The following is a 13,090-nucleotide window of genomic DNA, read 5'->3' on the forward strand; positions in this document are numbered from 1 at the left end:
CACATCCGTGACTCGAAGAACACCGAGGGTCCGCGATTTGCCGTCGCCTCTGCCGCATGGACGGACTTCGTGCACTTGCTGGAAGAGGTGTGATGCCCGAACTGGCCTGGTTCAAGAGCAGTTACAGCAGTGGCCCCGATGGCGACTCCTGCGTCGAAATCGCCACCGTCCCCGGCACGGTCCACATCCGTGACTCCAAGAATGTGGACGGGCCTCGATTCACGGTCGCCGCGCTCGCCTGGGCAGACTTCGTGACCTACACCTCCGCCCCAAAACTGTGACACCTCCCACCGAAGCGTCACACTTTTCTCTCCCCTCCCCCAGACCCCTTGGAAGGCGACGCGGACCGCGAAAGGATGTTCGTGCTCTGTCAGCCATGTGAGGGGATCGGTGGATGAAGCAGAATCGGCTCGGCCGGAGCAAGGTGCAGGTCACGGAGCTGGGGTTTGGGGGCGGTCCGCTCGGCGGGCTCTTCGAACCGCTCGACGACGAGACCGCGGCGGGGGCTCTTGAGGCGGCGTGGGACAGCGGCATCCGCTACTTCGACACCTCGCCCCATTACGGAATCGGGCACTCCGAACGCCGTATCGGCGATCTCCTGCGGAGCAAGCCGCGCGACGAGTGGACGCTGTCGACGAAGGTCGGCAGATTACTGATTCCGCAGGACCCCGCAGGCCGGACCGACGAGCCGTTCCAGGTGCCCGCCACACACCGTCGGGTGTGGGACTTCACCCGGGACGGTGTGCTGCGCAGCGTGGAGGACTCGCTCGCACGCATCGGCGTCGACCGGATCGACGTGCTCTACCTGCACGACGCGGAGGAGCACTTCGAGGACGCGCTGCGCGAGGGCATCCCCGCCCTCACCGAACTGCGTGCCCAGGGCGTCGTGGGGGCGATCGGCGCGGGGATGTACCACCCGGGCAAACTGACCCGGCTGGTCGAGGAGTCGGACGTCGACGTCGTGATGCTCTCCGGCCGCTACACACTGCTCGATCACAGCGCTCTCGACAGCCTGCTCCCCGCCTGCGCGGATCGGGGCATCTCGGTACTCGCGGCCTCGATCTTCAACTCCGGCCTCCTCGCCACGGCCCGCCCGTCCGCGAGCGCGACCTTCGACTACGGGCCTGCCACACCGCAGACACTTGAGCGCGCACACCGCATAGCGGATGTCTGCGAGGCCCACGACGTGACGCTGCCCGCCGTGGCCATGGCCTTCCCTCTCCACCATCCCGTCGTCGCGGGCATCGTCGTAGGCATGCGCACCGAGGACGAAGTCCGGCGCAATATCGCGGCGTTCGGCCTGGACATCCCCGCACAGCTCTGGGACGACCTGCGAACCGAGGGCCTCCTGGACGAGCGAGCGCCCGCACCCACGATCAAGTGCTAGTCGCGAAGTACCGCAACAACCGCTGAACTGGCCGGTGTTGCGAGTACTTCAGTGGCGTCCAGGTGAGAAGGCCACCGGGAGCAAGCAGCCGCCAGCCGCCGGTGGGGACGCTGACGCGGTCGTCGTCCGCGAAGACACCGGCCGCCCGGCGGGCCAACTCCTGCTCACGCTCCACCGTGACCAGCCGGGCACCGGCACCGAGCCCACTGTGCAGCCAGGCGGTACCCACGCTCGAACCGGTCCCGCTCTCCGAGACGACTCCATAGGGTTTCGCGGCAACGGCCAACCCGAACAACCTGCCCACCTCAGGGACGCAGCTGTTCGCGAAACCCACCGCGGCCACCACACGAGGCGAAAGGTCGGCCTCCGCAACCAAGAACGCGAACCCGACACGGACCTCCGCCAGGAACTCCGCGGTCCGATCCCCCCCGCCCCCTCCCGATCCCGACCGAGACCCGGCCTCCATGCTTGGCTCACCCGATGAACCCGATGAACCAGATGAATCTTCTGCTGACGGCCGGCGGTCTGCGCAACAAGACGCTGCGGGAAGCCCTCCGCGACATGCTGGGCAAGCCGTTCAGCGCGGCCAACGTCGTGTTCGTCCCCACGGCCTCCGTGGCCGAACCAGGCGACCACACCTGGCTGGTGCGGGACATGAACCGGCTGCACGCCCTCGGCTGGCGGGAGTTCGACATCCTTGAACTGAACGGCCTGCCCCGGCAGTTGGTGTTCGACCGACTGCTCCGCGCCGACGTCGTCTACGTCGAGGGCGGCAACCACTACCACCTCGCCCGCAGCATCACCGGCAACGGCCTGGCCGACGGCTTCCTGAAGGCCCTGGAGAACCGGGTCTACGTCGGGGTCAGCGCAGGATCGATGATCTTCAGCCAAAACCTCACCGGGCACTCCGCCGACGTCATCGGTGACACCGCCGACCTCCGCCTCCTCGGCGCGACGACCGTGCAGCCGCCGTTCGCCCTCTTCGACTGGTACCTCAAACCCCACCTCCACTCCCCGGACTTCCCCGAGCGCGACGACGCCTGGGCCGACCGCATCACCGAACGCGCGGACTTCCCGATCTACTTCATCGACGACGACACGGCCCTGCGCGTCCGGGACGGCGAGGTGGACGTCGTCACCGAAGGCCGCTGGCGATTCCACCCGTAACTCAACACTCAACGACTGCTGCGGAGCCACGCACCCGCAGCCGCCGACGAAACGGGAGCGGGTCGTGACGGTACGGCGAGCCCGCCGCTCAGCTGGTCCCCACGCCGTCCACTTGGCAACGGACAGAGGGGCGCAACCCGCGGCGGGCTCGCCGTACCGTCGCGGCCCCGACCCCCACCACCGCCCGCGGGCGAAAACCCAGCACCCCCCTCCGCGCGGTACCTTCATCGCGACGTCGATGAGGAGAGTGAACGTACGTGAGTAAGTTCGTGCGGCCCGCCGCCGAGGGTGCCGACCCGTTCGGGACCGCCCGGCTGCGGCGTGGGGTGCTCGACGCCTGGGCGACCAGCCCGGCCCGGTTCCGGGAGGACGCCAACGCCGAGGAGGACCTCGTCCTCGGCGGCTACCGCGACCGGCTCGTCGTCGAGCTCGCGCAGAACGCCGCCGACGCCGCCGCCCGCGCAGGCGTCGCCGGCCGGCTCCGGCTCACCCTCCGCGACGGCGTCCTGTGCGCCGCCAACACCGGCACCCCCCTCGACGCGACCGGCGTCGAATCCCTCTCCACCCTCCGCGCCTCCGCGAAACGCGACGCGGGCGACAGCGCCGTAGGCAGGTTCGGCGTCGGCTTCGCCGCCGTCGTCGCAGTCACCGACGAACCCGCCCTCGTAGGACGCCACGGCGGCGTCCGCTGGTCCCTCGTCGAAGCCCGCGAACTCGCCGAGGAGACCGCCCGCCACAGCCCCGGCCTCGGCACCGAGATCCGCCGCCGGGACGGCCACATCCCCCTCCTCCGCCTCCCGTTCGCCGCCGTGGGCAGCGCCCCCGACTCCTACGACACGGTCGTCATCCTCCCGCTGCGCGACACCGCCGCCGAGGACCTGGCCGAGCGCCTCCTGAACGCCGTGGACGACGCCCTCCTGCTCGCCCTGCCGGGCCTGGTGGAGGTCGTGATCGAGGTGGGGGACCAGACCCCCCGCAGCCTCACCCGCCGCACGGTCGGCGCCGACACCGTCGTCGACGACAGCCGCGACGGAACCACCCGCTGGCGTACGGTCGACGCCCACGGCGAACTCGCCAAGGAACTCCTCACCGACCGCCCCGTAGAGGAACGGCTGCGCCCCTACTGGTCCGTCACCTGGGCCGTCCCCGTCGACACCGACGGCACCCCGGCCCACCCTCGCACCAGCCCCGTCGTACACGCGCCCACCCCCAGCGACGAACCCCTGGGCGTACCCGCGCTGCTCATCGCCTCCCTCCCCCTCGACACCACCCGCCGCCACGCCGCCCCCGGCCCGCTGACCGACTTCGTCGTGGAGCGCGCGGCCGACGCCTACGTCGAACTCCTCGCCGCCTGGCGCCCGGTGACCCCCGGCATCATCGACCTCGTCCCCGGCCCGCTGGGCAAGGGCGAACTGGACGGCACCCTCCGCCAGGCCATCCTGGACCGCCTGCCGCGCACCGCCTTCCTGCCGCCCGCCGTCGAACCCCCCACCGACGAACCCCTCACCGATGACTCGGAGTTGCCCGAGTCGCTACGCCCCCGGGACGCCGAGGTCGTGGAGGGCGCGGGCGCCGACACGGTCCGCGTGCTCGCCGAAGTCCTCCCCACCCTCCTCCCCGCCGGCCTCGAACGCCGCGTGGAACTACGGACGTTGGGCGTAGCCCGAGTCCCCCTCACCGACGCGATCGACCGCCTGGCCGGCCTGGAGAAGGCCCCGGACTGGTGGCGACGGCTCTACGACAGCCTCGCGGGCGTAGACCCCGACCGCCTCTCCGGCCTGCCGGTACCGCTCGCCGACGGGCGCACGACCATCGGCCCCCGCCAGGTCCTCCTCCCCACCCCCGACTCCGCGCACGTAGAACCCGAGATCCTCGCCCGCCTGGGCCTCAAGGTCGCCCACCCGGACGCGGCGCACCCCCTCCTGGAGAAGCTCGGCGCCCTGCCCGCGACCCCCCGCGCGGTCCTCACCACCCCCCAGGTACGGGCCGCCGTGGCCGCCTCTCTCGACGACGAGGGCGGCGCCGTATGGGACGAACCCACCCCGGACGCCGAGGAGTTGGCGGACACGGTGCTCGCCCTCGTCCGGGACGCGGGCCTGGAACCCGGCGACGAACCCTGGCTGGGCGCGCTCGCCCTCCCCGACGAAGAGGGCGAACTGGCGCCCGCAGGCGAACTCGTGCTCCCCGGCAGCCCGTTCGCCCAGGTGATGCGCGAGGACGAGCTGGCCTTCGTCGACCCCGAGTTGGCAGACCGCTGGGGCGAACAACCCCTGGCCGCCTGCGGAGTCCTCGCCAACTTCGCCCTCGTCCGCGCCACCGACGTGGTCCTCGACCCGGACGAGCTGGAGCCCCGGGACAGCGACTTCGCGGAACCGGACGACCCCGGCCTGCTGGACTCGGTGGACGTCTGGTCCGAGGACGTCCTGGACCGCTTCCCCGACACCCCGGTACCCCCTGTCGCCACCGAACTCGTAGCGGTCCGCGACCTCGACCTCGTCGACGACGACCGCTGGCCCCAGGCCCTCGCCCTCCTCGCCCAGCCGCCCCTCCGCGACGCGATCACGCAACAGGTCCGCATCCTGCTGCCCGACGGCTCCTACGAGGTCGTACGGCCGTACACGGCCTGGTGGCTGCGCGGCCACCCGGTGCTCGACGGCCGCCGCCCGGCGGGCCTGCTGGCGTCGGGCGGCGACCCGCTCCTCCGAGGCCTCTACGACGAGGCCGACGCGACGGGCTTCGACGACGAACAGGTACTCCGCGCACTCGGCGTACGGACCTCCGTGGCCGCGCTCCTCGAAGAACCCGGCGGTGCCGCCGAACTCCTCGACCGCCTCGCCGACCCGGACCGCGAGGTCACTGGAGCCCAACTGCACGCCCTGTACGGAGCGTTGGCCGACCTGGACCCTGAACAGGTCACCCTGCCGGACGACTTGAGGGCCGTGGTCGACGGCGAGGTCACGGTCGTGGACGCGGCGGACACGATGGTGGTCGACTCACCCGACCTGCTCCCGTTCACGGCGGGCGTCCCCCTGCTCCCCGTACGCCCGTCCAGGGCGGCCGAGTTGGCCGAACTCTTCCAGGTCCGGCGCCTGAGTGAGTCCGTCACCGGCGAGGTCACCTCCGAGGGCACCGAACACGACGTACCGGAATCCGTCCGCGTCCTCCTCGGCCCCCGCACCCCCGCGACCTACGTCGAACACGAGGAACTCGTCGTCGACGGCTTGGAGATCGACTGGCGCCGCACCCGAGACGGAGTGCTCCACGCCTCGACCCTGGAAGGCGTAGCCGCCGGACTCGCCTGGGCGGCGGGCCAGTGGCCGCGCCGCTTCGAGGTCGCCGCCCTCCTGGAGGACCAGTCCCGGACGGAGGAACTCGCCAGGGACCGCTGGTTCGACTGATCCCACTGATCCCACTGATCCGACTGGCCGGACAACAACCGGGGGCCCGAAGGGATCTTCACCATCACCCCAAGAAAAAGTCACGAGATGTACAACCATTCCCCCGGCTCGCGAATCTGATCACCTGAGCCACCCGGTTCCATGATCTCGTTCACGTTCCACAGGGGGAACACATGCGCATACGTGCCACCGTCGTCGCCGTCTCCGGCGCCCTCGCCCTCTCCGCCCTCGCGGTCCCGGCCGCCCAGGCGGACGGCGGTGCGGGCGACACCAAAGTCACCAAGGTGGTCGTCGACGGCGACAACACGGTCAGCGTGAGCGCCGCCAGCACCAAGAGCATCAAGGTCAGCGTGACGGCCACCGACAACTCGGGCATCGCGAGCGCCGACGAGTTCAACCTGATCGGCCCCAACTACGGCTACCTCTCCACCGCCAAGCCGACCTGCGTGAAGGTCAACGCCACCACCTCGACCTGCTCCGCCACGGTCCTGGTCGACCCGAGGGTCGGCGACCTCTTCAACGACGAGGCCGGCACCTGGTACGTCGACGCGTGGGTCGACGCCAAGGACGGCGACTTCATCTGGAAGGAGAAGGCCGGTTCCTTCAAGGTCCAGCGCGCCTCCCAGCTGACCGCCAACGCCACCCCCGAGCCGGTCAAGAAGGGCAAGACCATCACGGTCACCGGCAAGCTGTCCCGCGCCAACTGGGAGACCCACAAGAACGCGGGCTACGCGGGCCAGTCGGTGAAGCTCCAGTTCCGCAAGAAGGGCTCCAGCACCTACACCACGGTCAAGACCATCAAGACCAGCTCCACCGGCACCCTGTCGACCACCGTGAAGGCGACCGTCGACGGCTACTTCCGCTACAGCTTCGCGGGCACCTCGACCACCCCGGCCGTCAACGCCGCCGGTGACTTCATCGACGTGAAGTAGTCCGGGCGGCGATGGCGGAGCCTCCACACTTCATCACGGGTTGGCAATACCCGTACAAAATCTCGATCCGGCGTACAACCATCCCCACGCGTCACGGATCAGATCTTGCGAGCCAACAGGCTCCGCCATCACTTGGGCCCCGGCGCCGACGACGAGCCGTACGGAACGACCACCGCGCCGGGACCCCCTTTCTCCACTTGGGGAACGCATGCGCATACGCGCCACTGTGGCTGCCGTTTCCGGCGCCCTGGCCCTCTCCGTCTTCGCCGTACCCGCCGCTCACGCGGACGAGGTCCAGGGAGACACCACGATCTCGGGCGTCGTGGTGAATGGTGGGAAGGCGGTCGTCGTCGGCGCGACCGCGAAGAAGACGATCACCGTCAGCTTCACCGTGAAGGACGCCTCGGGCGTCGGCTGGGCGCAGGCCGTCCTGTACCACGGCACCGACATCGACTCCTCCGACACCGGTTCGGTCGCCAACAGCAGCAACCACCGCGCCACCTGCACCACGGTCAACGCCACGACGTCGACCTGCAAGTCGACCTTCGACCTGGAGCCGAACACCGAGGTCTTCAACTTCGCGGCCGGCGGTTGGAAGGTCTGGGCGATCGCCACGGGCAAGGACAACGACTACGTCCAGAAGGACAACGCGAAGACCTTCCAGGTCCAGCGCCTGTCGAAGCTCACGGCCGACGCCACCCCGGAGCCCGTGAAGAAGGGCAAGACCATCACGGTCACCGGCAAGCTGACCCGCGCGAACTGGGACGCCGGCACGTACTCCGGCTACGCGGGCCAGTCGGTCAAGCTGCAGTTCCGCAAGAAGAGCTCCAGCACCTACACCACGGTCAAGACCATCAAGACCAGCTCCACCGGCGCCCTGAAGACCACCGTCAAGGCGACCGTCGACGGTTACTTCCGCTACAGCTTCGCGGGCACGTCGACCACTCCGGCGGTCAACGCGACGGGTGACTTCGTCGACGTGAAGTAGCAGTACCGAAAGCAGCGACCGCGCCCCTGAGAACGGGGGCGCGGTCGCTGCTTTCAGGGGCGCACCGAACCCCGCCGATCGACCACCCTCCACACCCCCTCCAGCAGAACCCCCGCCACCCCCGCGATCCCCACCGCGACCCACGGCATGGTCACCCCCACCAGCTTCAACGCGAAGAAGTGCTGGAGCCACGGCACGATCAGCACCACCACGAACGCCGCCCCCATCGACGCCACCAGCGTGACCCGCCACCACGTGTACGGCCGGGCGATGATCGCCAGCACCCACATCGAGATCAGGAACAACGTCAGGGTCGCCGCACTGGTCTCCGCCCCCAACGACCCCTTCCCCGTGTAGTAGTGACGGGCGATCAGATACGTCACGAACGTCGCCGCCCCGGCGATCACCCCACCCGGGATCGAGTACCGCATCACCCGTCGCACGAAGTGGGGCCGCGCCCGCTCCGTATTCGGCGCCAACGCGAGAAAGAACGCCGGCACCCCGATCGTCAACGTCGACAACAGCGTCAAGTGCCGTGGCAGGAACGGATATTCGACCCGCCAGCACACCACCAGCACAGCCAACAGCACCGAATACACGGTCTTCACCAGAAACAGCGTCGCCACCCGGGTGATGTTCCCGATGACCCGCCGCCCCTCGGCGACGACCGAAGGCAGCGTCGCGAAGCTGTTGTTGAGCAGCACGATCTGCGCGACCGCCCGCGTGGCCTCGGACCCGGAGCCCATGGACACCCCGATGTCGGCGTCCTTGAGGGCGAGTACGTCGTTGACGCCGTCCCCGGTCATCGCGACCGTGTGCCCGCGGGACTGCAACGCCCCCACCATGTCCCGCTTCTGCTGCGGAGTGACCCGCCCGAACACCGTGCCCTCGTCGAGGGACGTCGCCATCTCCCCCTGATCCGACGGCAGTTGACGCGCGTCCACGACCTGCCCGGTGAGCCCCAGCTTCCCGGCCACCGCGCCGACGGACACCGCGTTGTCCCCGGAGATGACCTTGGCCCGTACATCCTGCTCGGCGAAGTAGCGCAGCGTCTCCGCCGCGTCGGGCCGCAACCGCTGCTCCAGGACGACGAGCGCGGTCGCCTCGGCCTCCCGCGCGACCTCGGGATCGTCCAGCTCGCCCGCGACCCGGGCCAGCAACAGCACCCGTAGCCCCTGCTCGTTCAGCCGCCCGGTCTCGGCCAGCGCCGGATCATCCGCACCCAACAACACATCCGGCGCCCCGAGCAGCCAGGTACTGGACTCCCCGTCGCCCTCGCTGAAGGACGCCCCGCTGTACTTGCGCGCGGACGAGAACGGCAGCGACTCCACGCACCGCCACTCCTCGCTGTCCGGGTAGGCGGTGATGATCGCCTGCAACGACGCGTTCGGCCGCGGGTCCGACTCACCCAGCGCGCCCAGGACTTTGCGTACGTACGTTTCGTCGGCCCCGCCCAGCGGACGCAGCTCGGTGACGTCCATGCCGCCCTCGGTGAGCGTGCCCGTCTTGTCGAGGCAGACCGTGTCGACGCGGGCGAGCCCCTCGATGGCCGGAAGCTCTTGAACCAGGCACTGTTTCCGGCCAAGCCGGATGACCCCGATCGCGAAGGCCACCGAGGTGAGGAGGACCAGCCCCTCCGGGACCATCGGCACGATCCCGCCGACGGTCCGCGCGATGGAGTCCTTGAACCCGTGCTGTTTGACGACGAGTTGGCTGATGACCAGGCCGATCGCGGTCGGGATCATCATCCACGTCACGTACTTGAGGATCGTGGAGATACCGGTCCGCAGCTCGGAGTGGACGAGCGTGAACCGCGAGGCCTCCTCGGCGAGTTGGGCCGCGTACGCCTCACGCCCGACCTTCGTCGCCTCGAACGCGCCACCGCCGGCGACCACGAAACTCCCGGACATCACCGCGTCCCCCGGCCGCTTCACGACCGGATCCGCCTCACCGGTGAGCAGCGACTCGTCGATCTCAAGACCGTCCGCCTCGACGCACTCACCGTCGACCACGACCTTGTCCCCGGGCCCGATCTCGATGAGATCCCCGAGCACGATCTCGGAGGTGCTCACCTCCACGGCGGCGCCGTCCCGCCGTACCGTCGGCTTCGCCTCGCCGATCACCGCGAGGGAGTCGAGGGTCTGCTTCGCCCGCCACTCCTGGAAGACCCCGATCCCGGTGTTGGCGAGGATCACGTACCCGAACAGGCTGTCCTGCAACGGCGCCACGAACAGCATGATCAGCCAGAGCACACCGATGATCGCGTTGAACCGGGTGAAGACGTTCGCGCGCACGATCTCGCCGAGGGACCGGCTGCTGCGCACCGGGACGTCGTTGACCTCCCCGCGCGCCACCCGTTCGGCGACCTCGGCGGTGCTGAGTCCATGGGCCCGCCGCGCCGGAATGGGCACGGGGTGCACAGGGTCGAGTTCGGCGCCCGCGTCGGTGTGCGTCATGCATTCGACGGTACGTGCGGATTTACGGCTTCACCCGCCGAGTGCCCGGAAGATCCGACCAGGGGAGGACGGCGGGCGGGGCGGAGTGATGCCGTGGTTGTAGGGGAGTGTCCTTACTCGGCAGCAGTCGCCGCAGAGGCCTCCGCCGCCCGCTTGAGGGCCGCGTCCCGCCCCCGGACGTACCAGATGCCGATCAGCCCGAGCCCGGCCCCGGCCAGGCAGGTCCACAGCCACCACAGATGGCCGTGGTCGTCGAACCAGCCGTAGAACGGGAGCTGTACCAGGAAGAGGACGAACCAGAGGATCGTGAGGCCGGTGATGGTCGGGACGATCGGGCCCTCCAGGGGCTCCGGTGCCTCGTGTGTCGGTGTCCACTTCGCCATGCCCACAGCTTACGAGGCAGCGCAACACTCTCGGATCTACGCGCGGAGATAGCGCCTGACGTCTTCATATGTTCATACTGAAACGGTTTCCGTCTGTCCACTTCTGCTCGTAGGAACATCCAATGCAGACCGCCCTCGACCGCTACTTCAAGATCTCCGAACGGGGCAGCAGCCTCCCTCGCGAGATCAGGGGCGGGTTCGCCACCTTCTTCGCGATGGCGTACATCATCGTGCTGAACCCGATCATCCTCGGCAGCGCGAAGGACATGTACGGGCACCACCTCGACAACGGCCAGCTGGTCACCGCCACCGCCGTCACCGCCGCGTTCACCACCCTCCTCATGGGGGTCATCGGCAACGTCCCGATCGCGCTGGCCGCCGGACTCGGCGTGAACTCCGTCGTCGCCCTCCAGCTCGCGCCCCGCATGACGTGGCCGGACGCGATGGGCATGGTCGTCCTGGCCGGCCTGGTCGTGATGCTGCTGGTCGCCACCGGGCTGCGTGAGCGCGTCATGAACGCCGTGCCCTACGGCCTGCGCAAGGCGATCTCGATCGGTATCGGCCTGTTCATCATGCTGATCGGACTCGTGGACTCCGGGTTCATCACCCGCATCCCGGACGCCGCCCAGACCACCGTCCCGCTCCAGCTCGGCGCCGACGGTCACCTCAACGGCTGGCCCGTGCTGATCTTCATCCTCGGTGTGCTGCTCACGCTCGGGCTGATCGTCCGCAAGGTGTCCGGCGCGATCCTGATCTCGATCGTCACCATGACCGTCCTCGCGGTGATCGTGAACGCGGTCGCGACGATCCCCTCCTGGGGCCTGACCACCCCGAAGTGGCCCGGAAACCCGGTCGCCACCCCGGACTTCGGCCTGATCGGCAAGTTCAGCCTGTTCGGCGGCTTCTCCAGGGTCGGCGTGCTGACCGGCGTCCTCTTCGTCTTCACGGTCCTGCTGTCGTGCTTCTTCGACGCGATGGGCACGATCATGGGCATCAGCGACGAGGCGAAGCTGACCGACGGCGAGGGCAACATGCCCGGCATCAACAAGGTGCTCTTCGTCGACGGCATCGCGGTCGCGGCCGGCGGCGCCAGCTCCTCGTCCGCGACCACCTGCTTCGTGGAGTCCACGGCCGGGGTCGGCGAGGGCGCCCGCACCGGCTTCGCGAACGTCGTCACGGGTGCCCTCTTCGCCGTAGCGCTGTTCCTCACGCCCATCGCCACGATGGTCCCCTCCCAGGCGGCCACCCCGGCCCTGCTCGCGGTGGGCTTCCTGATCCTGGCGGGCTCCGTCAAGGAGATCGACTGGGCCGACTACACCATCGCCATCCCGGCCTTCGTCACGATGGTGATGATGCCGTTCACCTACTCGATCACCAACGGCATCGGCATGGGCTTCATCACCTTCGTGGTGCTGCGCCTGGTGGCGGGCCGGGGCCGTGAGGTCCCGGTGCCGATGTACGTCGTGGCGGCGGTCTTCGGCTTCTACTACCTGATGCCGGCCCTGGGCCTGACGTGACCCGATGGGTCACGTGACCCCGTTGACCCCGTAGAACTTCTCGGTCTCTTCCACCGCGGTCTGGAACCGCTCGTCGAAGTCGTCCCGAATGAGCGTCTGGACCACGTAGTCCTGGACGCTCATTCCCCTTTTCGCCGCATGGTGTCGGAGCCGCTGAAGCAGCTCCCCGTCTATCCGCAGGCTGAGCACGCTGGTCCCCATGAAGACGAGGGTCCGGGGCGGTTCCGGGCGATGGGTGACGTTCCGCGCCGCTATCACTCATATGGGTGACGGAAGGGTTCAGTGGCCAGGGTCACGGGCATCCCGGCGTGTCGCGTCGGCATCCAGTTGGTCTTTAGCGAGAGTAATGAGTTACGCTAAAGAACATGCCGGACCTTACCCATGGCGACGACGCTGCCGCTGTGAACTCCCTGCGGTCAGCCGTGATGCGGTTGTCCCGTCGACTCAAGCACCAGCGCGTCGACGAGTCACTGAGCCCCACCGAGATGTCGGTGCTGGGCACCCTGTCCAACTGCGGCAGCGCGACCCCTGGCGAGCTCGCTCGCAAGGAGCATGTGCAGCCGCCCTCGATGACCCGCATCGTGGCGCTGCTCGAAGCCAAGGGACTGGTGCAGCTGGAGCCGCACCCCGAGGACCGGCGCCAGAAGGTCGTCACCAAGACCCCCCAGGCCGAGGCGATGCTCGAAGAGAGCCGCCGCAAGCGCAACGCGTTCCTGGCCGGCCTGGTCGACGGCCTCGACGAGGACGAGTGGGCGAAGATCGCCGCCGCCGCCCCCGTACTGGAGAAACTCGCACACCTGTAGACCCACCTAATTTGGAGGCGACCTTTTGAGTTCGGGACCCGGAGCAGACTCCGCCCCCG

General features: G+C 69.0%; 13 protein-coding genes. 9 read left to right on the top strand and 4 right to left on the bottom strand.

From position 1 onward, the window contains the following. The first annotated feature begins 3 nt into the window (after nucleotides 1-3). From ACWIHT_RS45725 to ACWIHT_RS45735, 3 genes are all read left to right on the top strand, one after another. Nucleotides 4-93 (top strand): DUF397 domain-containing protein, encoded by a 90-nt coding sequence (locus ACWIHT_RS45725; protein WP_456174611.1) that lies wholly within the window; start codon nucleotides 4-6, stop codon nucleotides 91-93. Then, nucleotides 93-281: a DUF397 domain-containing protein gene (locus ACWIHT_RS45730; RefSeq protein ID WP_456174570.1), complete on the top strand. Its 189-nt coding sequence runs from the start codon at nucleotides 93-95 to the stop codon at nucleotides 279-281. Before ACWIHT_RS45725 ends, ACWIHT_RS45730 begins: the two co-directional genes overlap by 1 nt. A gap of 113 nt (nucleotides 282-394) precedes the next feature. Continuing rightward, complete coding sequence (locus tag ACWIHT_RS45735; protein ID WP_456174571.1) at nucleotides 395-1,387, top strand: aldo/keto reductase; 993 nt, start codon at nucleotides 395-397, stop codon at nucleotides 1,385-1,387. Here the strand turns inward: ACWIHT_RS45735 and ACWIHT_RS45740 are convergent. Then, nucleotides 1,377-1,616 (bottom strand): hypothetical protein, encoded by a 240-nt coding sequence (locus ACWIHT_RS45740; RefSeq protein WP_456174572.1) that lies wholly within the window; start codon nucleotides 1,614-1,616, stop codon nucleotides 1,377-1,379. The two genes, ACWIHT_RS45735 and ACWIHT_RS45740, sit on opposite strands and share 11 nt — an antisense overlap. A 269-nt stretch (nucleotides 1,617-1,885) precedes the next feature. On the opposite strand from ACWIHT_RS45740, the gene ACWIHT_RS45745 reads away from it, so the two are divergent. The 4 genes from ACWIHT_RS45745 (at nucleotide 1,886) to ACWIHT_RS45760 (ending at nucleotide 7,872) form a co-directional block, all read left to right on the top strand. Further along, complete coding sequence (locus ACWIHT_RS45745) at nucleotides 1,886-2,554, top strand: Type 1 glutamine amidotransferase-like domain-containing protein (protein WP_456174612.1); 669 nt, start codon at nucleotides 1,886-1,888, stop codon at nucleotides 2,552-2,554. Between the two features lie 257 nt (nucleotides 2,555-2,811). After that, nucleotides 2,812-5,952, top strand: coding sequence for a sacsin N-terminal ATP-binding-like domain-containing protein (locus ACWIHT_RS45750; protein WP_456174573.1), 3,141 nt, complete (start codon nucleotides 2,812-2,814; stop codon nucleotides 5,950-5,952). A gap of 173 nt (nucleotides 5,953-6,125) precedes the next feature. Next, nucleotides 6,126-6,884: a calcium-binding protein gene (locus tag ACWIHT_RS45755; RefSeq protein WP_456174574.1), complete on the top strand. Its 759-nt coding sequence runs from the start codon at nucleotides 6,126-6,128 to the stop codon at nucleotides 6,882-6,884. 208 nt (nucleotides 6,885-7,092) lie between these two features. Next, nucleotides 7,093-7,872 (top strand): calcium-binding protein, encoded by a 780-nt coding sequence (locus ACWIHT_RS45760; protein WP_456174575.1) that lies wholly within the window; start codon nucleotides 7,093-7,095, stop codon nucleotides 7,870-7,872. Between the two features lie 53 nt (nucleotides 7,873-7,925). On the opposite strand, the gene ACWIHT_RS45765 is transcribed toward ACWIHT_RS45760, so the two are convergent. Then, nucleotides 7,926-10,328 (bottom strand): HAD-IC family P-type ATPase, encoded by a 2,403-nt coding sequence (locus ACWIHT_RS45765; protein WP_456174576.1) that lies wholly within the window; start codon nucleotides 10,326-10,328, stop codon nucleotides 7,926-7,928. Nucleotides 10,329-10,441: 113 nt separating this feature from the next. Continuing rightward, complete coding sequence (locus ACWIHT_RS45770; RefSeq protein ID WP_456174577.1) at nucleotides 10,442-10,711, bottom strand: DUF2530 domain-containing protein; 270 nt, start codon at nucleotides 10,709-10,711, stop codon at nucleotides 10,442-10,444. A 122-nt stretch (nucleotides 10,712-10,833) separates the two neighbouring features. On the opposite strand from ACWIHT_RS45770, the gene ACWIHT_RS45775 reads away from it, so the two are divergent. Further along, nucleotides 10,834-12,228: an NCS2 family permease gene (locus ACWIHT_RS45775; RefSeq protein WP_456174578.1), complete on the top strand. Its 1,395-nt coding sequence runs from the start codon at nucleotides 10,834-10,836 to the stop codon at nucleotides 12,226-12,228. A 9-nt stretch (nucleotides 12,229-12,237) separates the two neighbouring features. Here the strand turns inward: ACWIHT_RS45775 and ACWIHT_RS45780 are convergent, their stop codons facing one another. Next, complete coding sequence (locus tag ACWIHT_RS45780; RefSeq protein ID WP_201056140.1) at nucleotides 12,238-12,429, bottom strand: ribbon-helix-helix protein, CopG family; 192 nt, start codon at nucleotides 12,427-12,429, stop codon at nucleotides 12,238-12,240. A 164-nt stretch (nucleotides 12,430-12,593) separates the two neighbouring features. Here ACWIHT_RS45780 and ACWIHT_RS45785 point away from each other — a divergent pair, with 164 nt between their 5' ends. Then, nucleotides 12,594-13,031: a MarR family winged helix-turn-helix transcriptional regulator gene (locus ACWIHT_RS45785; protein WP_362971343.1), complete on the top strand. Its 438-nt coding sequence runs from the start codon at nucleotides 12,594-12,596 to the stop codon at nucleotides 13,029-13,031. Nucleotides 13,032-13,090: the final 59 nt, after the last annotated feature.

This window comes from Streptomyces sp. NPDC002276 (genome assembly GCF_053891435.1).